26 protein-coding genes are annotated in these 22,103 nt (G+C 62.1%); 6 read left to right on the top strand and 20 right to left on the bottom strand.

The features are described from left to right. Nucleotides 1–45: 45 nt before the first annotated feature. On the bottom strand, nt 46–825 hold the full coding sequence (fpr, locus tag FHW75_RS10945; RefSeq protein WP_004375483.1) for a ferredoxin-NADP reductase: 780 nt from the start codon (nt 823–825) through the stop codon (nt 46–48). A 118-nt stretch (nt 826–943) separates the two neighbouring features. On the opposite strand from fpr, the gene finR reads away from it, so the two are divergent. Further along, nucleotides 944–1,870: a LysR family transcriptional regulator FinR gene (finR, locus tag FHW75_RS10940; RefSeq protein WP_016715443.1), complete on the top strand. Its 927-nt coding sequence runs from the start codon at nt 944–946 to the stop codon at nt 1,868–1,870. Here the strand turns inward: finR and FHW75_RS10935 are convergent. The 3 genes from FHW75_RS10935 to FHW75_RS10925 all read right to left on the bottom strand — a co-directional run bounded on the left by FHW75_RS10935 (nt 1,867) and on the right by FHW75_RS10925 (nt 3,846). After that, a complete protein-coding gene (locus tag FHW75_RS10935; protein WP_010952700.1) occupies nt 1,867–2,232 on the bottom strand; it encodes a diacylglycerol kinase in 366 nt (121 codons plus the stop codon). The genes finR and FHW75_RS10935 overlap by 4 nt on opposite strands. Nucleotides 2,233–2,305: 73 nt before the next feature. Continuing rightward, nucleotides 2,306–2,956 carry a response regulator transcription factor ErdR gene (gene erdR, locus FHW75_RS10930; RefSeq protein WP_016715442.1) on the bottom strand — a complete coding sequence of 217 codons (651 nt, stop codon included), beginning with the start codon at nt 2,954–2,956 and terminating at the stop codon, nt 2,306–2,308. A 179-nt stretch (nt 2,957–3,135) separates the two neighbouring features. Then, nucleotides 3,136–3,846 carry a tRNA-uridine aminocarboxypropyltransferase gene (locus FHW75_RS10925; RefSeq protein ID WP_016715441.1) on the bottom strand — a complete coding sequence of 237 codons (711 nt, stop codon included), beginning with the start codon at nt 3,844–3,846 and terminating at the stop codon, nt 3,136–3,138. 217 nt (nt 3,847–4,063) lie between these two features. Here FHW75_RS10925 and FHW75_RS10920 point away from each other — a divergent pair, with 217 nt between their 5' ends. Next, a complete protein-coding gene (locus tag FHW75_RS10920; RefSeq protein ID WP_019099311.1) occupies nt 4,064–4,483 on the top strand; it encodes a quorum-sensing-regulated virulence factor family protein in 420 nt (139 codons plus the stop codon). A gap of 15 nt (nt 4,484–4,498) precedes the next feature. On the opposite strand, the gene FHW75_RS10915 is transcribed toward FHW75_RS10920, so the two are convergent. Further along, nucleotides 4,499–4,708: a hypothetical protein gene (locus FHW75_RS10915; RefSeq protein ID WP_183673640.1), complete on the bottom strand. Its 210-nt coding sequence runs from the start codon at nt 4,706–4,708 to the stop codon at nt 4,499–4,501. Nucleotides 4,709–4,868: 160 nt separating this feature from the next. On the opposite strand from FHW75_RS10915, the gene FHW75_RS10910 reads away from it, so the two are divergent. Then, entirely contained in the window at nt 4,869–5,990 is a 1,122-nt protein-coding gene (locus FHW75_RS10910) for an LOG family protein (RefSeq protein ID WP_019099313.1), read from the top strand. Between the two features lie 49 nt (nt 5,991–6,039). Here the strand turns inward: FHW75_RS10910 and recX are convergent, their stop codons facing one another. The 5 genes from recX to FHW75_RS10885 form a co-directional block, all read right to left on the bottom strand. Further along, a complete protein-coding gene (recX, locus tag FHW75_RS10905) occupies nt 6,040–6,510 on the bottom strand; it encodes a recombination regulator RecX (RefSeq protein ID WP_016715436.1) in 471 nt (156 codons plus the stop codon). A gap of 21 nt (nt 6,511–6,531) precedes the next feature. After that, on the bottom strand, nt 6,532–7,599 hold the full coding sequence (gene recA / locus FHW75_RS10900; RefSeq protein ID WP_016715435.1) for a recombinase RecA: 1,068 nt from the start codon (nt 7,597–7,599) through the stop codon (nt 6,532–6,534). A 103-nt stretch (nt 7,600–7,702) separates the two neighbouring features. Then, nucleotides 7,703–8,185 carry a CinA family protein gene (locus FHW75_RS10895; RefSeq protein ID WP_084296920.1) on the bottom strand — a complete coding sequence of 161 codons (483 nt, stop codon included), beginning with the start codon at nt 8,183–8,185 and terminating at the stop codon, nt 7,703–7,705. A 46-nt stretch (nt 8,186–8,231) separates the two neighbouring features. After that, complete coding sequence (locus tag FHW75_RS10890; protein ID WP_155951169.1) at nt 8,232–8,381, bottom strand: hypothetical protein; 150 nt, start codon at nt 8,379–8,381, stop codon at nt 8,232–8,234. 1 nt (nt 8,382) lies between these two features. After that, a complete protein-coding gene (locus FHW75_RS10885; protein ID WP_183673638.1) occupies nt 8,383–9,036 on the bottom strand; it encodes a hypothetical protein in 654 nt (217 codons plus the stop codon). 250 nt (nt 9,037–9,286) lie between these two features. Between FHW75_RS10885 and mutS the strand changes: the two genes are divergently transcribed. Together mutS and fdxA are read left to right on the top strand one after the other, a co-directional pair. Next, nucleotides 9,287–11,872, top strand: a complete 2,586-nt coding sequence (mutS, locus tag FHW75_RS10880) for a DNA mismatch repair protein MutS (RefSeq protein WP_183673636.1) — start codon at nt 9,287–9,289, stop codon at nt 11,870–11,872. A gap of 140 nt (nt 11,873–12,012) precedes the next feature. Then, nucleotides 12,013–12,336 (top strand): ferredoxin FdxA, encoded by a 324-nt coding sequence (fdxA, locus tag FHW75_RS10875; protein ID WP_012270863.1) that lies wholly within the window; start codon nt 12,013–12,015, stop codon nt 12,334–12,336. A gap of 514 nt (nt 12,337–12,850) precedes the next feature. On the opposite strand, the gene rpoS is transcribed toward fdxA, so the two are convergent. From rpoS to FHW75_RS10835, 8 genes are all read right to left on the bottom strand, one after another. Then, nucleotides 12,851–13,858, bottom strand: coding sequence for an RNA polymerase sigma factor RpoS (gene rpoS, locus FHW75_RS10870; protein ID WP_003252351.1), 1,008 nt, complete (start codon nt 13,856–13,858; stop codon nt 12,851–12,853). Nucleotides 13,859–13,966: 108 nt separating this feature from the next. Further along, nucleotides 13,967–14,827, bottom strand: a complete 861-nt coding sequence (locus FHW75_RS10865) for a peptidoglycan DD-metalloendopeptidase family protein (protein ID WP_019099318.1) — start codon at nt 14,825–14,827, stop codon at nt 13,967–13,969. Nucleotides 14,828–15,042: 215 nt separating this feature from the next. Further along, nucleotides 15,043–15,681, bottom strand: a complete 639-nt coding sequence (locus FHW75_RS10860; RefSeq protein WP_161751472.1) for a protein-L-isoaspartate(D-aspartate) O-methyltransferase — start codon at nt 15,679–15,681, stop codon at nt 15,043–15,045. Nucleotides 15,682–15,716: 35 nt separating this feature from the next. Next, the gene (surE, locus tag FHW75_RS10855; RefSeq protein WP_016712911.1) at nt 15,717–16,466 is read right to left on the bottom strand and encodes a 5'/3'-nucleotidase SurE; all 750 of its coding nucleotides are present in this window, start codon (nt 16,464–16,466) and stop codon (nt 15,717–15,719) included. Beyond that, nucleotides 16,454–17,512 (bottom strand): tRNA pseudouridine(13) synthase TruD, encoded by a 1,059-nt coding sequence (truD, locus tag FHW75_RS10850; RefSeq protein ID WP_027609873.1) that lies wholly within the window; start codon nt 17,510–17,512, stop codon nt 16,454–16,456. Before truD ends, surE begins: the two co-directional genes overlap by 13 nt. Continuing rightward, a complete protein-coding gene (gene ispF, locus FHW75_RS10845; protein WP_161751465.1) occupies nt 17,509–17,982 on the bottom strand; it encodes a 2-C-methyl-D-erythritol 2,4-cyclodiphosphate synthase in 474 nt (157 codons plus the stop codon). Before ispF ends, truD begins: the two co-directional genes overlap by 4 nt. Nucleotides 17,983–18,058: 76 nt before the next feature. Beyond that, nucleotides 18,059–18,913, bottom strand: coding sequence for an S-formylglutathione hydrolase (gene fghA, locus FHW75_RS10840; RefSeq protein ID WP_027615813.1), 855 nt, complete (start codon nt 18,911–18,913; stop codon nt 18,059–18,061). Between the two features lie 8 nt (nt 18,914–18,921). Beyond that, nucleotides 18,922–20,034 (bottom strand): S-(hydroxymethyl)glutathione dehydrogenase/class III alcohol dehydrogenase, encoded by a 1,113-nt coding sequence (locus FHW75_RS10835; RefSeq protein ID WP_016712915.1) that lies wholly within the window; start codon nt 20,032–20,034, stop codon nt 18,922–18,924. A 106-nt stretch (nt 20,035–20,140) separates the two neighbouring features. On the opposite strand from FHW75_RS10835, the gene FHW75_RS10830 reads away from it, so the two are divergent. Then, nucleotides 20,141–21,037, top strand: coding sequence for a LysR substrate-binding domain-containing protein (locus tag FHW75_RS10830; RefSeq protein ID WP_019097125.1), 897 nt, complete (start codon nt 20,141–20,143; stop codon nt 21,035–21,037). A gap of 43 nt (nt 21,038–21,080) precedes the next feature. Here the strand turns inward: FHW75_RS10830 and ispD are convergent, their stop codons facing one another. Continuing rightward, nucleotides 21,081–21,788, bottom strand: a complete 708-nt coding sequence (gene ispD / locus FHW75_RS10825) for a 2-C-methyl-D-erythritol 4-phosphate cytidylyltransferase (protein ID WP_084296977.1) — start codon at nt 21,786–21,788, stop codon at nt 21,081–21,083. Further along, the gene (ftsB, locus tag FHW75_RS10820; protein WP_016712918.1) at nt 21,785–22,066 is read right to left on the bottom strand and encodes a cell division protein FtsB; all 282 of its coding nucleotides are present in this window, start codon (nt 22,064–22,066) and stop codon (nt 21,785–21,787) included. Before ftsB ends, ispD begins: the two co-directional genes overlap by 4 nt. Nucleotides 22,067–22,103: the final 37 nt, after the last annotated feature.

Genomic DNA, 22,103 nt, shown 5'->3' with positions numbered 1-22,103 from the left:
TAAGAAAGGCGACCCGAGGGTCGCCTTCTTGTACCAGCCTGCGCCTTACTTCTCGACGAAGGCACGCTCGATCAGGTAGTCACCCGGCTCACGCATGCGCGGGGAGATCTTCAGGCCGAAGCTGTCCAGCACTTCGCTGGTCTCGTCGAGCATGCTCGGGCTGCCGCAGATCATCGCACGGTCGTCCTGCGGGTTGATCGGTGGCAGGCCGATGTCGCTGAACAGCTTGCCGCTGCGCATCAGGTCGGTCAGGCGGCCCTGGTTCTCGAACGGCTCGCGGGTCACGGTCGGGTAGTAGATCAGCTTGTCGCGAACCGACTCACCGAAGAACTCGTTCTGCGGCAGGTGCTCGGTGATGAACTCGCGGTAGGCCACTTCGTTCACGTAACGCACGCCATGCACCAGGATCACTTTTTCGAAACGCTCGTAGGTTTCCGGGTCCTGGATGACGCTCATGAACGGCGCCAGGCCAGTGCCGGTGCTCAGCAGGTACAGGTGCTTGCCAGGGTTCAGGTCATCGAGTACCAGGGTGCCGGTAGGCTTCTTGCTGATGATGATCTCATCGCCTTCCTTCAGGTGCTGCAGCTGCGAGGTCAGCGGGCCGTCCGGCACCTTGATGCTGAAGAACTCCAGGTGCTCTTCCCAGTTCGGCGAAGCGATGGAATAGGCACGCATGAGCGGACGGCCGCTTTCCTGCTGCAGGCCGATCATCACGAACTGACCGTTCTCGAAGCGCAGGCCCGGGTCGCGGGTGCACTTGAAGCTGAACAGGGTGTCGTTCCAGTGGTGCACACTGAGGACACGTTCGTGGTTCATGTTGCTCATCGATGGGGCTCCTGAAGAAAAACGCGGCGCGCAAAACGCGCAGTTGCGCGATAGTTTAGGGGCAGCGACAATATCTGTTAACTGGATTATCAAGATATGTGTTATCGGTTATATCGATATGCGATTCACACTTCGTCAACTACAGGTCTTCGTCGCCGTCGCCCAGCATCAAAGCGTCTCTCGGGCCGCTAGCCTGCTGGCATTGTCGCAGTCGGCCGCCAGCACTTCAATTACCGAACTGGAGCGGCAATCGAGCTGCCAGTTGTTCGACCGTGCCGGCAAGCGACTGGCCCTCAACGCCTTGGGCCATCAGCTACTACCGCAGGCGGTTGCCCTGCTCGACCAGGCCAAGGAAATCGAAGACCTGCTCAATGGCAAGTCCGGTTTCGGTTCGCTGGCGGTTGGCGCCACACTGACTATCGGCAACTACCTGGCCACCCTGCTGATCGGCAGCTTCATGCAAACCCACCCGGAAAGCCAAGTGAAGCTGCATGTACAGAACACAGCGCATATCGTGCAGCAGGTAGCGCACTACGAAATTGATCTGGGTCTAATCGAAGGTGACTGCAACCACCCGGACCTGGAAGTGCAGCCCTGGGTAGAGGACGAACTGGTGGTGTTCTGCGCGCCGCAGCATCCGCTGGCCACGCTGGGCCGTGCCGATATCGAAAGCTTGTCGCAAGAAGCGTGGATACTGCGCGAGCAAGGCTCAGGCACGCGCCTGACCTTCGACCAGGCCATGCGCCATCACCGCGCCAACCTCAATATCCGCCTGGAGCTGGAACACACCGAAGCCATCAAGCGCGCCGTCGAGTCGGGCCTGGGCATTGGCTGCATTTCACGCCTGGCGCTGCGGGATGCCTTCCGCCGAGGCAGCCTGGTAGCGGTAGAAACCCCCGAGCTGGACCTGATGCGCCAGTTCTACTTCATCTGGCACAAACAGAAGTACCAGACCTCGGCCATGCGTGAGTTTCTGGAACTTTGCCGCAGCTTCACCGCGGGCTTTACCCGCAGTGATGAGATCGTGCTGCCGCCAATCGCTTAAAGCAGGATCACGCCCCACACCAGCGCGACCATGGTCAGCGCCACCAGCTGTGCGGCGCTGCCCATGTCCTTGGCGTTTTTCGACAGGGGGTGACGCTCAAGCGAGATGCGGTCGATGGCCGCTTCCACGGCCGAGTTGAACAGCTCGACGATCAAGCCCAACAAGCACACCGCGATCATGATCGCCCGTTCCGCACGGCTGACCGGCAACCAGAAGGCGATCGGGATCAGCAGCACGTTGAGCAGTACCAGTTGGCGGAACGCGGCCTCCCCCTTGAAGGCGGCGCGCAGGCCGTCCAGTGAGTAGCCGGCGGCGTTGAAGATGCGTTTGAGGCCGGTCTGGCCCTTGAATGGCGATGTCATGTGAGTCACTTCACAACGGAAAGGCCAGCAGACTAGACCGGCACGGGTCAAAAAAGCGTGAAGCCACGCGCAGTCAGTTGCTGGCAACCGATTCAAGTTGTTGCAGCAGCAGTGCAGCCTGGGTGCGGGTGCGCACGCCCAGCTTGCGGAAGATCGCGGTCACGTGGGCCTTGATGGTAGCTTCCGACACGTTCAGCTCATAGGCGATCTGCTTGTTCAACAAGCCTTCGCAGACCATGGTCAGTACGCGGAATTGCTGCGGCGTAAGGCTGGCCAGGCCTTCGCTGGCGGCTTTGGCCTCAGCCGACACATCCACCTTTTCGAACGCCTGCGGCGGCCACCAGACCTCGCCATCGAGCACCTTGCGCACGGCATCCTGGATGACTTCCAGGGTGCTGGACTTGGGAATGAAGCCACTGGCGCCAAACTCGCGGGACTTGACCACCACGGCAGCCTCTTCCTGCGCCGATACCATCACCACGGGAATCTGCGGGTATTGCCCGCGCAACAGCACCAGCCCGGAAAAACCGTAAGCACCCGGCATGTTCAAGTCCAGCAGCACCAGGTCCCAGTCGGCTTTTTCGCTCAGACGGGTTTCCAGTTCGGCAATGCTCGCGACTTCGACCAAGCGTACATCCGGGCCCAGGCCGAGGGTAACGGCCTGGCGCAGGGCGCCACGGAACAGTGGGTGGTCATCGGCAATCAGGATTTCGTAAGTGGCCATCGATCTAAGGATCCTGTTCTGTGCCAGGCGCTCGAGGGTAAGGGAAGCGTCCGGCGGGGAATCGGCGCCAAGGATGCCGAGCACGGTCAAGGGTGGTCAAGCCGATCGCCCTGCCGTCTCGCCCACCCTGGCTGCCAGCTCCGTCATTATGAACCAAAGCAGGGGTTGTGCCCCTTGGACTATAGGAAGGTATGCAAACGCTGGTGGGTGTCGTCCTGCTCGTCCAGCGGCAGGCGCCGCTTGCCGCTCAGGTAATGCAGGCTGAACACATCCAGGTAGGCATCCAATGCCTGCGAGGCCTGGCTGTCGCCGGCCAGGTCCAGGCACATGGCGGCCACTTCTGCCGTGCAGAAGTGATCATCACGCTTGGAACGCCGCAGGCGGTAACGCGACATCTGCTCGGCCTGCAGGCTCAACACCGGGAAGCGGTCCAGGTACGGGCTTTTGCGGAACATCTTGCGCGCCTCGGTCCAGGTGGCATCCAGCAGGATGAACAACGGGCGCTTGCCCGGCTCGCGCACCACCTCGCTGACCACCCGCTGTTCAGCCACGAACTCGCCCGGAAAGACGATATAGGGCTGCCAGCGCGGGTCGTCGAGCAAGGCCAGCAAGCGCTCGTCGACCGAGGTGCGCAGCCAGCCAAAAGCGGAAGTGTCTTCGATCAGGTCGGCAATCAGCCAGCCGGTGTTGGTAGGCTTCAACGGCTCGGTGTCGTGCATCAGCAGGCACACGCCGGAGTCAGCCTGTACACGGGGTTTCCAGGCACACAGGCAATGGGTGGCAATCACCCGGCAATCCGGGCAACGCTCTGCACGCGAACCACGGGCGATGAATGGCTTGTTGCTGCGGGCCAGGCGTTCGGCGCGCAGGCGCGCTACCGCATGGCTCATGCCGGCAGGCCTCTGGTCGATTTGGAGATGGGCACAAGGATGACTCGGAGAACACAAGGGCGCCAGTCTACCAGAACAGGGGGCAATTGCTGTGCAGGCTGCAAGGCGGTCTTTATAATCGGGCCTTTACCGTGCCCGGATCTTGCCTTGCGCGATTTCACGGAACACCGTCGACCCGCGCATGTCAAAGCGCCAGTCATCGAACCAGGAGAGATTCATGCTGCGCCTTATCGCCCCCGCCCTGAGCCTGTTGCTCGCCCTGCCTTTGGCAGCACAGGCGGCATCCAAGCAGGACTACGACCTTAACAAGATGCTGCAGAAGGTTGCCACAGAAAGCAGCGTCGGCACCCCGCGCGCCATCAACGAGGACATCCTCGACCAGGGTTACACCGTAGAGGGCAAGGCGCTGGTCAACCACCTGAGCGTACGCCAGAGCCACGCCGAGCGCATGCAGGCCAACCCCGAGCAGGTACGCAGCCAGCTGGGCGACAGCGTTTGCCGCAACAGCGGGTTCCGTAACCTGATGTCCAAGGGTGCGGTCATGGTCTACCGTTTCACTGTCTACAAGACCAACCAGCCAATCATGGATCAGGCCTTCGACAGTGCCAGCTGCATGGCCGGCAACCAGAAGAAGTAACAGCCGCGTATCACGCTACATCTGCTCCTTCTCGCGGGCGCACCAGCGCCCTTCGGCGGCATCGGCACGTATTTCGGCCAACAACGCCTGCAGGTAGCGTGACTGGCACTCCAGCCCCTCCAACCTGCGGCAGCACTCGGCCTCAAGGCTCAGGTGATGCACCTGGGCCGCGCTCTCCAGCAGCCGGTAGAGCTGCCCGTCCACTTCGATGATCAAGCGATGCATACCGCCACCTCCTGCATCGACACGTTTCGCTTTACCAGTTAACCAAACCCGTGCCGCCATTGGGTGCATGCCGACAGGCGGCGCTGCCAAACAACCCGGCACGATCGGGCGCGACGGTCTAGATTGAGGTCATAGGCATTGGTGCAGAAGGAGACGTTGCATGCCTTACCAATCGAATGAACTGCTGTTCAGCCACTTTCGCGACAACAACATCGACCTGAGCAACATCGACGCACAACTGCAACTGGTAGCACCCGACAGCCCCAACTTGCCGCTGTACCGCGACATGATGTTGACCATCCTGCGCATGGCCCATGACGACAGCGACCGCTGGAGCGCCAAGATCACCTTGCAAGCCCTGCGCGAACTGGACCAGTCGTTCCGCACCCTGCAGCGCTACAAAGGTCGGCGCAAGGTGACCGTGTTCGGTTCGGCACGTACCCCGCTGGAACACCCGATGTATGCCTTGGCCCGCGAGCTGGGCGCCACCCTGGCACGCTCCGATCTGATGGTCATTACCGGAGCGGGTGGCGGCATCATGGCGGCAGCCCACGAAGGCGCTGGCAGCGAGCACAGCCTGGGTTTCAACATCACCCTGCCCTTCGAACAACATGCCAACCCCACGGTAGGCGGTACCGACAAGCTGCTACCGTTCCACTTTTTCTTCATCCGCAAGCTGTTTTTTGTCAAAGAGGCTGATGCCCTGGTGCTGTGCCCTGGCGGTTTCGGCACCCTGGATGAAGCGCTGGAGGTTCTGACCCTGATCCAGACCGGCAAAAGCCCATTGGTACCGGTGGTGCTGCTTGACTCGCCTGGCGGTAGCTTCTGGCGAGACTGCCTGGACTTCATCAGCCGCCAGCTGGAAGAAAACCGCTACATCCTGCCCAGCGATCTGAAGCTGGTACGCCTGGTGCACAGTGCCGACGAGGCGGTGGAGGAAATCAACCAGTTCTACAGCAACTACCACTCCAGCCGCTGGCTGAAGAGCCAGTTCGTAATCCGCATGCACCACCCGCTCAGCGAAGCAGCGCTGTATGACATCCAGGAGGGTTTTGCCGACTTGCGCCTGAGTGGCAAGTATCACCAGCAGCCAGACAGTGGCGCCGAGCATGAGGTGGGTAATTTCAGCCACCTGACCCGCTTGTCGTTCGCCTTCAATGGCCGGGATCAGGGCCGGCTGCGCGAGCTGGTGGATTTCATCAACCTGCCGGAAAACTGGGCCAAGCCGCAGCCGATGCATACCACGCAACGGGCCAGGGAGGCGTTGAAGGTCAGTTCATAAGCGTCGTCTGCTTTGGGGCCGCAGAGCGGCCCCGGCATTTCAGCAATGATCAGTAATCATCCAGATCCCGCCCACTGAGCAGGCGACCGATCAAATCCATGGGGAAGCCCCGGTAAGCGAGAAATCGGGTCTGCTGGGCACGGCTGCGCGGGTCTTGCGGGCGCTGCCCGGCGAACTTGCGCTGCCACACATCACGCATGCGCTCTGCCCAGTCCACCTCGCTCTCGCGTAGCGCCTGCTCGATATCCGCACGCGCCAAACCACGCTGGCCAAGCTCTTCGCGAATACGCGCAGGGCCATAGCCAGAACCGGAACGGTAGCGGATAAAGCTTTCAAGGTAGCGGGCTTCACTCAGCAGCCCTTCTTCGGCGAGCCGATCGAGCTCAGGCTCGATCAGCTCATCCGAAGCGCCGCGCTGACGCAGCTTGCGCGTCAGCTCAACGCGACCGTGCTCACGTCGCGCGAGCAGGTCCATGGCTGTCCGCCGAATGGCGACGGGGGTGTCGAGTACGGCGGACATGTTCAGCTATCTACCGCGCAATCAATAACCGGCGTCAGCGTCGGCCATGTCATCGGCATCTGCTTCGACAGCCGCAGCTTTGCCAGCCGCAGCGACAGCGCCAGAAGTCAGCAACTTGTCGCGAATCTGCTTCTCGATCTCGGCACCAATCGCCGGGTTCTCAGCCAGGTACTTGGCGGCGTTGGCTTTACCTTGACCAATCTTGTTGCCTTGATAGGCATACCAGGCACCGGACTTCTCGACCAGACCTTGGGAAACACCCAGGTCGATGATTTCGCCATTGCGGTAGATACCCTTGCCGTAGAGGATCTGGAACTCGGCCTGACGGAACGGTGGCGAAACCTTGTTCTTGACGATCTTGACGCGGGTTTCGCTGCCGACCACCTCGTCGCCTTCCTTGACCGCACCCGTACGACGGATGTCCAGGCGCACCGAGGCGTAGAATTTCAGGGCGTTACCACCGGTGGTGGTTTCCGGGCTGCCGAACATTACGCCGATCTTCATACGGATCTGGTTGATGAAGATGACCAGGCAGTTGGCGTTCTTGATGTTACCGGTGATTTTGCGCAGCGCCTGGGACATCAGGCGAGCCTGCAGGCCCACGTGCATGTCACCCATTTCGCCTTCGATCTCGGCCTTCGGCACCAGGGCGGCCACGGAGTCGACGATGATCACGTCAACCGCGTTGGAACGCACCAGCATGTCGGTGATTTCCAGGGCCTGTTCGCCGGTGTCCGGCTGCGAAACCAGCAGGTCGTCTACGTTGACGCCCAGCTTGCCCGCGTATTCAGGGTCGAGGGCGTGCTCGGCGTCGACGAAGGCGCAGGTGGCGCCGTTTTTCTGGGCTTCGGCGATGACCGACAGGGTCAGCGTGGTTTTACCCGACGATTCCGGGCCGTAGATCTCGACGATACGGCCTTTTGGCAGGCCGCCAATGCCCAGTGCGATGTCCAGGCCCAGCGAACCGGTGGAGATGGCCGGGATCGCCTGGCGCTCGTGGTCGCCCATGCGCATGACTGCGCCTTTACCGAATTGGCGTTCGATCTGACCCAGGGCCGCAGCCAAGGCGCGCTTCTTGTTGTCGTCCATTGAAATCCTCACGTGTTCGACGTGGCCCTGACGGCCGGAATACCTGTATAAGTAGCCAGTATTATTCCACAGGCCGGCGCTCACGCAAACCCCTGTCGTCGATTTACTCGGTACCAAGCTGTAACAAGCCGTCTAACGCGGCGATCACCGTCTGTCGGCGCACCGCCTCGCGGTCACCGTCGAACTGCCGGCGCTCGCTGAAGACACGGCTGCCATCGCCCCAGGCCAGCCACACGGTACCCACCGGCTTGGCGGGCGAGCCACCGTCCGGCCCGGCCACTCCGCTTACCGCCACGGCAAAGCGCGCGCCACTGGCGGCCTGGGCACCTCTGACCATGGCTTCGACCACTTCCTGGCTAACCGCGCCCACCTGGCCGAACAGCACCTCTGGCACCCCCAGCTGGCGAGTTTTCTGGGCATTGGAATAAGTGACATAACCGGCCTCGAACCAGGCCGAGCTACCGGGTACACGGGTGATGGCTTCGGCGATGCCGCCGCCGGTGCAGGATTCGGCGGTGGTCACCTGTGCATTGAAGCGGCGCAGGTGTTCACCCAGGCGGGTGGCAAGCGTGGTGATCGGGTCCATACAGGGCTCCTTGAAGGCTGCCCTCTACCCTATCAGTTAGTGGCTTTCACTGATATTCGGCCAGGTCGCGAAGCGGGCAGCCACAACGGCGACAGACCTGCCGCGAAATGACGAACTCGCCAATGAACAGGCGTTCGACCTCGACCGGTTTGTGCCTGTACAGCCCGCAAATCATGCGCCTCAGCCAATGGGACATGTCAGAAGTTCAGCCGCAGTACGGTACGCCAGAAGTTCTTGATCGGTGAACGCCGGTGCTTGGCCCAGTTGCGCTCCCACCACTCATCCTCATTGCGCACTACCTGCTCCAGATCGCTACCTGCCACAGCTGCCGCATGTTGGCGATACAACATCGGGAACACGCAGTGCTGACGAATCTTGTGCTTGACCACCACATCCACGGGCGTGCCATCGTAGGGCGTCTCTGCCAGGATCCGGCTGCCTTCGCGCGACAGTACATAAGCGTGCAGTGCAACCACCCGCCCCCTGGCAATGAACGGGAACCACGTCAGCCAGGTTCGCCCCATGGAATAGCCCAGATGCAGTGCCTGGAAAGAGCGTGACTGCATGAAGCGGTTCACCCAGCGCACCCGCGAAGCCTTGAAATCATAAGCCTTGGCATCGTCTTCGAAGATCAGGATTCGATCCAGCCCGTTGTCCAGTGCGTGGCGTGCCAACTGCTGGTGCGATTCGTAGCAACCCCGCTTGGGGTCACTGTTTTTCGCCACGACATGAAAGACCACTTCATTGTCCAACTGCCGCCCGATGGTTTCACTGAACAGCTTGCGCCGGTCATCCCGCGTGTCGAGGGAAATACAAAAAACCGCATCGACATCAAAACGAATTCCACTCACTGCACTAACCAACCTGATTGCAATAACGGTTAACTTGGCACGGCCAAAAGGGCGCAATCTTCCATGGGAGCCCCATGATGTCAACAAGCCATACCCCACGCCTGCGCTGCCCGGCGTTGAAGGTTCTGCCTGTGCGGCAGCCGTGGTAACCTATGCGGCTTGAAAATTCAGGTGGGTCTCGGCGCCGCGCATGCAACACGGAACGCCTCAATTTGCCCCACAATGTTGAGACCTACACTCTAAGTCTTTGATGAATAAAGCACTCTCCGATCTTTCCGCACGCACCCCGATGATGCAGCAGTACTGGAAGCTGAAAAACCAGCACCCGGACCAGCTGATGTTCTACCGCATGGGCGACTTCTACGAGATCTTCTACGAAGATGCCAAGAAGGCCGCAAAACTGCTGGACATCACCCTGACCGCGCGCGGTCAGTCGGCTGGCCAGTCCATCCCCATGTGCGGGATTCCGTTCCATTCGCTGGAAGGCTACCTGGCCAAGCTGGTCAAGCTGGGCGAATCGGTGGTGATCTGCGAACAGATCGGCGACCCGGCCACCAGCAAGGGCCCGGTCGAACGCCAGGTGGTGCGCATCATCACTCCCGGCACGGTCAGCGACGAAGCCCTGCTCGACGAACGCCGCGACAACCTGATTGCCGCGCTGCTCGGTGACGAACGCCTGTTCGGCCTGGCCGTACTGGACATCACCAGCGGCAACTTCAGCGTGCAGGAGATCAAGGGCTGGGAAAACCTGCTGGCCGAACTCGAGCGCCTGAACCCGGTCGAGCTATTGATCCCCGACGACTGGCCACGCGACCTGCCTGCCGAGAAGCGTCCGGGCGCCCGCCGCCGCGCCCCGTGGGACTTCGACCGCGATTCGGCGCGCAAGGCGCTGTGCCAGCAGTTCGCAACCAAGGACCTCAAAGGCTTTGGCTGCGACAAGCTGACCCTGGCCATTGGCGCCGCCGGTTGCCTGCTAACCTACGCCAAGGAAACCCAGCGCACTGCCCTGCCGCACCTGCGCAGCTTGCGCCACGAGCGCCTGGACGACACGGTCATCCTCGATGGCGCCAGCCGGCGCAACCTGGAGCTGGACGTCAACCTGGCGGGTGGGCGTGACAACACCCTGCAATCGGTGGTCGATCGTTGCCAGACCGCCATGGCCAGCCGCCTGCTGAGCCGTTGGCTGAACCGCCCGTTGCGCGACCTCAAAGTACTGCAAGCACGTCAGGACTCGATCCGTTGCCTGCTCGACAACTACCGCTTCGAGAAGCTGCAGCCACAACTGAAGGAAATTGGCGATATCGAGCGCATCCTCGCCCGTATCGGCCTGCGCAATGCCCGCCCTCGTGACCTGGCGCGCCTGCGCGATGCCTTGGGCGCGTTGCCCGAGCTGCAAAACGCCATGACCGAGCTTGAGGCGCCGCACCTGGCGCGCCTGGCAGCCATTACCGGCACCTACCCGGAGCTGGCCAGCCTGCTGGAGCGTGCAATCATCGACAACCCGCCGGCGGTAATCCGCGACGGCGGCGTGCTCAAGGCCGGCTATGACAGCGAGCTGGACGAGCTGCTGGCCATCAGCGAAAACGCAGGCCAGTTCCTGATCGACCTGGAAGCCCGGGAAAAGGCCCGCACCGGGCTGGCCAACCTCAAGGTCGGCTACAACCGCGTGCATGGCTACTTCATCGAGCTGCCGACCAAGCAGGCCGAACAGGCACCGGGCGACTACATCCGCCGCCAGACGCTCAAGGGTGCCGAGCGTTTCATCACCCCTGAGCTGAAAGCGTTCGAGGACAAGGCACTGTCGGCCAAAAGCCGCGCCCTTGCCCGCGAGAAGATGCTCTACGACGCCCTGCTGGAAACCCTGATCAGCCACCTGGCGCCGCTGCAGGACAGCGCTGCCGCCCTGGCCGAACTGGATGTACTCAGCAACCTGGCCGAACGTGCGCTGAACCTCGACCTTAACTGCCCGCGCTTCGTCGACGAGCCGTGCCTTCGCATCGAGCAGGGCCGCCACCCGGTGGTGGAACAGGTGCTGACCACGCCATTCGTGGCCAACGACCTGGGCCTGGACAACAGCACGCGCATGCTGATCATCACCGGCCCGAACATGGGCGGTAAGTCCACCTACATGCGCCAGACGGCCCTGATCGTGCTGCTGGCGCACATCGGCAGCTTCGTACCCGCAGCCAGCTGCGAGCTGTCACTGGTCGACCGCATCTTCACCCGCATCGGCTCCAGTGACGACCTGGCTGGCGGGCGCTCGACCTTCATGGTCGAGATGAGCGAAACCGCCAACATTCTGCACAACGCCACCGACCGCAGCCTGGTGCTGATGGATGAAGTCGGCCGTGGCACCAGCACCTTCGACGGCCTGTCGCTGGCCTGGGCCGCCGCCGAGCGCCTGGCGCAATTGCGTGCCTACACCTTGTTCGCCACCCACTACTTCGAGCTCACCGTGCTGCCGGAGAGCGAGCCGCTGGTGGCCAACGTGCACCTCAATGCCACCGAGCACAACGAACGTATCGTGTTCCTGCACCACGTTCTGCCGGGCCCTGCCAGCCAAAGCTACGGCCTGGCCGTGGCGCAACTGGCCGGCGTGCCGACGGCGGTCATCCAGCGCGCCCGCGAACACCTGGGGCGCCTGGAAACCACCAGCCTGCCGCATGAGCCGGCCCCGGCCCAAAAAGCCAAGGACACGCCCCAAGTGCCGCACCAGAGCGACCTGTTCGCCAGCCTGCCACACCCGGCCATCGAGAAGCTGGGCAAGCTGCAGCTGGACGACATGACCCCGCGTCAAGCTATCGAAATGCTATATCAACTAAAGAACCTGTTATAACGGCAGCCACTACAAGCTGGTAGAATCCGCCGCGGTTTGCTGGTGCTGCAGGTTATTAGCCTGGCCTGCAGCCACATACCTGTAAACCGCGCGGCCCTGAGAGGAAGGGCCGCCGCCGTCGCCTGAGGAGAGAACTAGAAATGACCTTCGTCGTCACCGACAACTGCATCAAATGCAAATACACCGACTGCGTGGAAGTCTGTCCGGTGGACTGCTTCTACGAAGGCCCGAACTTCCTGGTCATCCACCCGGACGAGTGCATCGACTGCGCCTTGTGCGAACCGGAGTGCCCAGCACAAGCCATCTTCTCGGAAGACGAAATCCCTGCCGGGATGGAGAACTTCATCGAGCTGAACGCCGAACTGGCGGAAGTCTGGCCGAACATCACCGAGCGTAAGGACGCCCTGCCGGACGCTGAAGAGTGGGACGGCAAGACCGGCAAGATTGCAGACCTGGAGCGCTGATAGCGCCCAGACACGAAAAAGGCCCCTCGGGGCCTTTTTTGTTTTCCTGCAGGCAAAAAAAAGGGGCGGTTTGACCCGCCCACATTTTTTCCGTAGTCCCTGCTTGTCCCAAACATCATCCTGATGAAATCGCGTCTTGCGATGTCCTTGGCCTCCTCCCTGGAAGCCTGTGCATGTCCGTGTGCACAGTTCGAATACTAGCGGCTTCAGCTGAGCGGGCAAGCGCGAAACCTCACAAGGTATTACATGGGACACATTTCCACACAGCCAAATAACGCATGATTTTCAATGAGTTGGAAAAATACCGGGGCTGAAAACGACAATGATTTACTGAGACTTGCATAGATAGCTTACAAAACAAGTAAGAAAAGGCTTACATGCAATGTTACCGAGGTAGCGCCATACATCACGGGACTGCTTTGTAGCCTCCCCGACAGACGCAAACGAAAGACTGTTTTCATCACACACAAAAACGCCCCGAGGTCATCGGGGCGCTTTGTGAAGCAGGCTGTCGCTACTGGAACAACGACTCGCTGGACAGGCCGTTCTTCTCCAGGATCTCACGCAGGCGCTTGAGCCCTTCTACCTGGATCTGCCGCACCCGTTCCCGGGTCAGGCCGATCTCCAGCCCAACATCCTCCAGGGTGCTGCTTTCATGCCCGCGCAGACCAAAGCGGCGTACCACCACTTCCCGCTGCTTGTCGGTCAACTCCCCCAGCCACTGGTCGATGCTCTGCGACAGGTCGTCATCCTGTAGCAGCTCGCACGGGTCCGTCGGGCGGTCGTCGGTCAGGGTGTCGAGCAGGGTCTTGTCCGAATCCGGGCCAAGCGACACATCCACCGAAGACACCCGCTCGTTCAGGCCGAGCATGCGCTTGACCTCGGCGACGGGCTTCTCCAGCAACGTAGCGATTTCTTCCGGGGAGGGTTCGTGGTCCAGCTTTTGGGTCAGCTCACGGGCCGCGCGGAGGTAGACGTTCAGCTCTTTGACCACGTGGATCGGCAAGCGAATGGTGCGGGTCTGGTTCATGATCGCCCGCTCGATGGTCTGGCGAATCCACCAGGTCGCATAGGTCGAGAAACGGAAACCACGCTCCGGGTCGAACTTCTCGACCGCACGGATCAGCCCAAGGTTGCCCTCCTCGATCAGGTCGAGCAGCGACAGGCCACGGTTCACGTAACGACGGGCAATTTTGACAACCAGGCGCAGGTTGCTTTCGATCATGCGCTTGCGGCCAGCAGGGTCACCCTTTTGCGACAAACGCGCAAAATGCACTTCCTCTTCCGGCGAAAGCAGCGGCGAGAAGCCGATTTCGTTGAGATACAGCTGGGTGGCATCGAGCGCCCGGCTGTAATCGATGTACTTGTGTTGCTTGAGCGAAGAGCCCGACTTGGCCCTCGTCCGAACCGAAGATACAGCAGGTTCGTCTGACACCACATCCGTTTCCAAAACGATACCCGTCTCCATCAGGAGGACGTCATCGTCGATGTCAAACTCCGGCACTTCTTTACTGAGAGCCATTGTTATAGTCCTTTGCTGAGTTCGAACTCAGACTCGAGCGGCACCTTTATCCCTGGCAGCGCTTGAGCCTGTCCCCTCTACATCACAGGAACAGGCCGGGTACAACGATCAACGGCGTGGCAGGAACTGGAGTGGATCGACGGGTTTGCCCTGGCGGCGAATCTCGAAATGCAGCTTCACCCGATCTGTGCCCGTAGACCCCATTTCAGCAATCGACTGCCCTGCCTTGACCTGCTGCCCCTCCCGAACCAACAGCCTGCGGTTGTGGCCGTAGGCACTGACGTAGGTATCACTGTGCTTGATGATGATCAGCTCGCCGTAGCCCCTTAAACCACTCCCGGCGTAAACCACCGCACCATCAGACGCAGCAAAAACAGGCTGTCCCAAATCACCGGCGATATCAATGCCTTTATTCAAACTACCGTTTGAAGCGAATTTTCCAATCAGCACGCCGTTGGCAGGCCAGGTCCAGCCGCCTACCGCGCGCTCTGCCGCAGGCACGGTGGTGGCAACCGGCGTACTGGCGGAGGTTGCCGGCGTTGCCGGTTTGCTGGTGTTGGCAGGTGTCACGGCAGTAGTGCCCACGGGCCTGCGGGTGACCGTGGTGCGGCTCGATGAAGAGGGGCTGGACACCACCGTGGTACTGCTGCTGGAACCGCTGCTGAAACGAATCGCTTGCCCCGGGCGAATGGTATAAGGCGCCGCGATGCCGTTGCGTGCGGCCAGCTCCTTGTAGTCCCAGCCATAGCGGAAGGCAATGGAGAACAGCGTGTCACCCGGCTTGACGACGTACTGCCCGGACGTCACCGCCGGGCGCTTGGGCACGGTGTTATTGCGGTCGACCACCCGCGCGCTGCTGTTGCTGCTGGTGCTCGAGCAACCCACCAGTAGCGTGCCCATGGCCAGTGCAATCACCAGAAGCTTGAAACCCGACCCGTCCTTGCGCTGCCGAATGACTGTGTGACCCACCCGCGCTCCCCTCATGGTGCCGAAAAACGATATGAAGACAAGAAATGCAATATTGTTGCAATTATAACCAAGCCGGCCATTATTGGCAGGCGGGTGCAAAAGGCTGTTGCAATACCCCGGTGCGAGCTAGCGCTTCGTACCGCCAGATAGACAGAGCGAAGCGGCAAGAATTCGCCGCTGGGGCAAAAATACCGCGCGAGTCATACCCGCCAGCCTCAGGCCAGCGGACCATTGAGCAGCGGGACGAAGCGTACGGCCCCCAGCACGCGCCGGGAGAATCCATGCTCCTCGCGCACGATCAGCATCAGTTGCTGCGCTTCGCCGGCCGCCCCTACCGGAATCACCATGCGCCCCCCGGGGGCAAGCTGATCAAGCAATGCCTGCGGCACTTCTGGCGCCACCGCCGTGACGATGATGCCGTTGTACGGTGCCAGCGCCGGCCAGCCTTCGCAGCCATCGCCCCAGCGGAATACCACGTTGCGCAGGTTCAGCTCCACCAGGCGCTCTTTGGCCCGGTCCTGCAGCACCTTGATACGCTCCACCGAAAACACCCGTTCCACCAGCTGGGCCAGGATCGCCGTTTGGTAGCCTGAGCCGGTACCAATCTCCAGCACCTTGTCCAACGGCCCGGCCTCGAGCAGCAGCTCACTCATGTGGGCAACCATGAACGGTTGCGAGATGGTCTGGTTGTGACCGATGGGCAATGCGGTGTCTTCGTAGGCACGATGCGCCAGTGCCTCGTCGACGAACAGGTGGCGCGGGGTGCGACGAATCACGTCGAGCACCTTGGTGTTCGAAACGCCCTCTTCGCACAGACGCTGGATCAGCCGCTCCCGGGTACGCTGGGAGGTCATGCCGATGCCGCGGCGCAGCATATCGTCCTCGCGCATCAGAGCAGGCCCTCCAGCCAACCGTCGAGCTGCTCGAAGGCATCATTGAAGGTGCGGTCGAGTTGCAACGGGGTGATCGATACATAGCCCTGCATCACCGCGTGGAAGTCGGTACCCGGGCCACCGTCCTCGGCATCGCCGGCCACGGCGATCCAGTAACCTTCCTTGCCGCGCGGGTTGACCACCTTGGTCGGTGCCGCCGCCCGCGCCCGGTGACCGAGGCGGGTGAGCCGGATGCCACGAATGTGCTCCAGCGGCAGGTTGGGAATGTTTACGTTGAGCACAGTGCGTGGTGGCAGCGCCAGGCGCGACTGGGCCTCGACCAGGCGGCGGGCGATATGGGCCGCGGTCGGCAGATTGTCCGGCTGGCGCGACAACAGCGAAAACGCCAGCGACGTGCCACCCAGGAAGCGGCCTTCCAACGCTGCGGCGACCGTGCCCGAATACAGCACGTCATCGCCCAGGTTGGCACCGAGGTTGATCCCCGACACGACCATGTCCGGCGTGTGCGGCAACAGCCCATTGAGCCCCAGGTGCACACAGTCGGTCGGCGTGCCGTTCAGGCTGATGAAACCGTTGGCCAGGGTTTGCGGGTGCAGTGGCCGGTCCAGCGTCAGCGAACTGCTGGCGCCGCTCTTGTCTTGCTCCGGGGCGATCACCGAGCACTCGGCGTAATCCGCCAGCGCAGCGTGCAGCGCGGCGATGCCGGGCGCGGTAACACCGTCGTCGTTCGAAATCAGAATACGCATGGGCTGTCCGTCTGCCCTGCCGACACCAGATCCACGACTTCACGCACCACCACGGTGGCGAAGCATCCGGCCGGCAGGACGAATTCCAGTTGCAGGATATCAGGCTCGGGATAATGCCATGTCAGGCCGCCAATAGGGAGCCGCAAAATGCGCCGTTCGTGATCCATGCCCGCCTGGGCCAACCACTGGCAAAGTGCCGGTTGCTCTGCACCGACGGCGTTTTCCAAGCGGGCAGTGGCCCCGTCAGCAGGCGAAGCGCCCTCACCCCACATCGGGCCGGTCGGATGCAGATCGAGAATCGCCAGGCGCGGGTCGGCACATTCCGCCTCTCCCGCCGGGAAAAAGCTACGGCTGTCAGTGAATGCCAGCAGGTCGCCGACCTGCGCCCGCGCCCAGCTACCTTCAGCGACACGCGCAGCCAGCACCTGATTGAACAGGTAGCTGCGCCCGGCCGAAAGCAACCGCGAACGCACATTGCGCTGCTCGGGCAAGGCTTTGCGCGCCGCCCAGTCGAGGGCGTCATGGACGTTGCCGCCGCCGTGACCGAAGCGCTGGGTGCCGAAATAGTTGGGTACACCGTGCTGCTTCAGCTGTTCCAGGCGCGCATCCAGCGCCTGGTGATCTGCAGCCAGGGCCGTCAGGCGCAGGGTGAAGCCGTTGGCCGAATGCGCGCCACGCTGCAGCTTGCGCTGGTGACGCACCTGCTTGAGCACGCGCAGGTTGGCATCCTCGGCACGTGACAGGTCAGGGTCGGCCTTGCCTGGCAGGTGCAGGCTGAACCACTGACGGGTCAGGGCCTGACGGTCCTTGAGCCCGGCATAGCTGATGGTGCGCACCGGCACACCGGCGGCGCGCGCCAGGCGGCGAGCGGCCTCTTCGGTGTTCAGGTCACGCTTCTCGACCCACAGCCACAAGTGCTCGCCCTGGCCCGAGAGCGGGATATCGAGCACTTCGTCGACCTGGAAGTCTTCGGCAACCGCCTTGAGGATGGCGGTGCCCAGGGGTTCGCCCGATGCGCGCGGGCCCAGCAGTTCCAGTTCGGTCATGCTGGCAGCAGCAGGGCGACCGAATGCACGGCAATACCCTCCTCGCGGCCGGTGAAGCCCAGCTTTTCGGTGGTGGTGGCCTTGACGTTGACTTGGTCGAGGTCGACCTGCAGGTCCTCGGCGATCAGCTGGCGCATGGTCTCGATGTGCGGGGCCATCTTCGGCGCCTGAGCGACAATGGTGGCGTCGACGTTGCCGACCTTCCAGCCCTTGGCCTGGACGATGCCGACCACATGGCGCAGCAGCACGCGGCTGTCGGCCCCCTTGAACTGTGGGTCGGTGTCGGGGAAGTGCTTGCCGATATCGCCCAGCGCCGCAGCACCCAGCAAGGCATCGCTCAGGGCGTGCAGCAGCACGTCGCCGTCGGAGTGGGCCAGCAGGCCGTATTTGTGGGGGATACGCACCCCGCCCAGGGTAATGAAATCACCGTCGCAGAAACGGTGCACATCGTAGCCGTGGCCAATACGCATAAGAAAACGCCCTGAATGAGTCAGGGCGTGATTCTACCTGCTTTGCAGCGGGTTTGGCGGCTTTTGGACCGGGCTGTTACACCCGCCCCAGTGCCACCGCATGATGGCGCAGGTGTTCCTCGATGAAGCTGGCAATGAAGTAGTAGCTGTGGTCATAACCCGGCTGCAGGCGCAGGGTCAGTTCATGCCCCCCTTTGCGTGCCGCCTGCTCCAGCGCTTCAGGCCTGAGCTGCTTTTCGAGAAAATCGTCACGATCGCCCTGGTCCACCAGCAACGGCGGGCACTCGCCAGCCGGCGTTTCGGCCAACAGCACACTGGCATCCCACTCACGCCAGCGCGCACGGTCGTCACCCAGGTAACGGCTGAAGGCCTTCTCGCCCCATGGGCAGTCCATCGGGTTGCTGATCGGCGAGAATGCCGACACCGAACGGTAACGCCCCCGGTTGCGCAAGGCGCACACCAACGCGCCATGCCCGCCCATGGAGTGACCACTGATACTGCGCTCGCCCGATGCCGGGAAGTGCGCTTCGATCAGCGCGGGCAACTCCTCCACCACATAGTCGTGCATGTGGTAGTGCTTGGCCCAAGGCTGCTGGGTGGCATTGAGGTAGAAGCCCGCCCCCAGGCCGAAGTCCCAGGCGCCGTCCGGGTCGCCCGGCACCTGCTCGCCGCGCGGGCTGGTGTCGGGGGCGACGATGATCAGCCCAAGCTCGGCGGCCAGGCGCTGGGCGCCGGCCTTCTGCATGAAGTTTTCGTCGGTGCAGGTGAGGCCGCTGAGCCAGTACAGCACCGGCAGCTTCTCACCCTGTTCGGCCTGCGGCGGCAAGTACACGGCAAATACCATGTCGCAGCCCAGCACCTTGGAGTGATGCCGGTAACGCTTGTGCCAACCGCCGAAGCTTTTCTGGCAGGAGATGTTATCCAGGCTCATGGCGTACCTCAGAAGTGGATCACGCTGCGGATGCTCTTGCCTTCATGCATCAGGTCGAAGGCTTTGTTGATATCCTCCAGGCCCATGGTGTGGGTGATGAAGGTATCCAGCGGGATCTCCCCCTTCTCGGACATTTCCACGTAGCTTGGCAGCTCGCTGCGGCCACGCACGCCACCGAACGCCGAACCGCGCCATACACGGCCAGTCACCAGCTGGAACGGACGGGTGGCGATTTCCTGGCCGGCACCGGCCACACCGATGATCACCGACTCGCCCCAGCCCTTGTGGCAGCACTCAAGCGCCGCACGCATCAGTTGCACGTTGCCGATGCACTCGAAGGAGAAGTCCACGCCCCCGTCGGTAAGGTCGACGATCACTTCCTGGATCGGGCGGTCGTAGTCTTTCGGGTTGATGCAGTCGGTAGCGCCCAGCTGGCGGGCGATCTCGAACTTGGCCGGGTTGATGTCGATGGCGATGATGCGCGAGGCCTTGGCCTTGACCGCACCGATCACCGCCGACAGGCCGATGCCGCCCAGGCCGAAGATGGCCACGGTATCACCCGGCTTGACCTTGGCGGTGTTGAGCACCGCGCCGATACCGGTGGTGACGCCGCAGCCCAGCAGGCACACCTTTTCCAGTGGTGCTTCTTTCTGGATCTTGGCCACGGAAATTTCCGGCAGCACGGTGTACTCGGAGAAGGTCGAGGTCCCCATGTAGTGGAACAGCTGCTGGCCTTTGTAGGAGAAGCGCGTGGTGCCGTCGGGCATCAGGCCCTTGCCTTGGGTAGCACGGATGGCCTGGCACAGGTTGGTCTTGCCCGAGAGGCAGAATTTGCACTTGCCGCATTCCGGGGTGTAGAGCGGAATCACATGATCGCCAACGGCTACCGAGGTCACGCCCTCGCCTACCGCTTCAACGATCGCGCCACCTTCGTGGCCGAGGATCGACGGGAAGATGCCTTCCGGGTCGGCACCGGACAGGGTGTAGGCGTCGGTGTGGCAAACACCGCTGGCGACCACGCGCAGCAGCACTTCACCGGCCTTGGGCATGGCCACGTCGACTTCGACGATTTCCAGGGGTTTCTTGGCTTCGAAGGCTACGGCGGCACGGGACTTGATCATCAAAGGTCTCCAGACAGAGTGTCGATTCAGGCTGCAGTGTAATTCACAGCCTTTTGATGAATAATCCAGGCAAAGACAAAACATTATTGCCATACAGGGATAATCAATGAGCAGCCGCTGGGAAGGTATCGACGAATTCGTCGCCGTGGCCGAATCTGGCCAGTTCACGGCAGCGGCCGAACGCCTGGGGGTTTCCTCGTCGCACATCAGTCGCCAGATCGCCCGGCTGGAGGAGCGCCTGCAAACGCGCCTGCTCTACCGCAGTACCCGTCGGGTGACCCTGAGCGAGGCCGGGCAAACTTTTCTGCAGCATTGCCAACGCCTTCAGGATGGCCGCGAGGAAGCCCTGCGCGCCATGGGCGACTTGGCCAGCGAGCCAAAGGGGTTACTGCGCATGACGTGCGCGGTAGCGTACGGCGAGCGCTTCATCGTGCCGCTCGTGACACGGTTCATGGCGCTGTACCCGCAGTTGCGCGTGGAGGTGGAGTTGAGCAACCACACCCTCGACTTGCTGCACGAAGGCATGGACCTCGCCATCCGGTTGGGGCGTCTGGCCGATTCTCGGTTGGTGGCCGCCCGCCTCGCACCCCGGCGCATGTACCTGTGTGCCTCGCCGGCTTATCTGGAACGTTATGGTCGACCACACAGCCTGTCAGAGTTGGCGCGGCACAATTGCCTGGTGGGCAGTTCGGACTTGTGGGCATTGCAGCAGGATGGGCGCGAGATTAGCCAGCGGGTGCAAGGGAACTGGCGCTGCAACAGTGGGCAGGCGGTGCTGGATGCGGCGTTGCAGGGGATGGGGTTGTGCCAGTTGCCGGATTATTACGTCCTGGAGCACTTGAATACGGGGGCTCTGGTGTCGTTGCTGGAAGCGCACCAGCCGCCGAATACGGCAGTGTGGGCGTTGTATCCGCAACAGCGGCACCTGTCGCCGAAGGTGCGACGGTTGGTGGATTACCTGAAGGAGGGGTTGGCGGGGTTGCCGGAATATCGGCTGGCTTGAAGGAATCCATTGCCTGTACCGGCCTATTCTCGGGCTTGAGACTTCAGCGGCGCCCAGCCCAGCGCTGACGCAACCACTCCAGGTCTTCGGGGCGCGTGACCTTGATGTTGTCACTGCGCCCTTCCACCAGCCGCGGCGCCTGGCCGGACCACTCGATGGCCGAGGCTTCATCCGTCACGACCACATCCGACACCAGGCACTCGGCCAACGCCCGGTGCAGTGCCCCAAGGCGGAACATCTGCGGTGTGTAGGCCTGCCAGATGGTGCTGCGGTCCACGGTAGCACTTACCCGGCCGCTGCCATCGGCACGCTTGAGGGTATCGCGCGCCGGTACCGCCAGCAAGCCACCCACCGGGTCGTCCGCCAGCTCCGACAGCAGCTTGTCCAGGTCGCTGCGCGCCAAATTCGGCCGCGCAGCATCATGCACCAGCACCCAGTCGCTGTCAGAGGCGCCTTGCGCATGCAGCCACAGCAAGGCATTGAGCACCGAATCGGCACGCTCGCGCCCACCCGCGGCGCGCTGGATGCGCGGGTCGCTGGCGCAACGCAGGGCCGGCCAGTACGGGTCATCGTCAGCAATGCTGACCACCACGCCTTTGAGGGCCGGGTGGCCAAGAAAACAGTCGAGGCTGTGCTCGAGAATGGTCTGCCCCGCCAGCTCCAGGTATTGCTTGGGGCGGTCGGCAGCCATGCGGGCACCTACGCCCGCAGCAGGAATCACGGCCCAGAAGGCCGGTAAGGTATCGATCATTTCTGTGGCAACTGGAAGAGGGTTTCGCCCTCTTTGACCATTCCCAATTCGTGGCGAGCCCGTTCTTCAACGGTCTCCATGCCTTTTTTCAGCTCCAGCACTTCGGCATCGAGCACGCGGTTGCGCTCAAGCAAGCGCTCGTTCTCGGCATGCTGCTCGTCAATCTGCTGCTTCAGTTCGGTCACTTGCGCCAGGCTGCCATTACCCACCCACAGGCGGTACTGCAGGCCACCCAGCAGCAGGAGCAGAACGAGGAACACCCAATAGGGACTGCGCATCACGTTATCCAGGTTAAAAAGGCTGCCGCGTACTTGT

The organism is Pseudomonas sp. OG7 (assembly GCF_014192825.1).
GTDB lineage: Bacteria > Pseudomonadota > Gammaproteobacteria > Pseudomonadales > Pseudomonadaceae > Aquipseudomonas > Aquipseudomonas monteilii.
The sequence above is the reverse complement of the archived record's forward strand: the minus strand, read 5'-3'. Positions and strand labels throughout refer to the sequence as shown.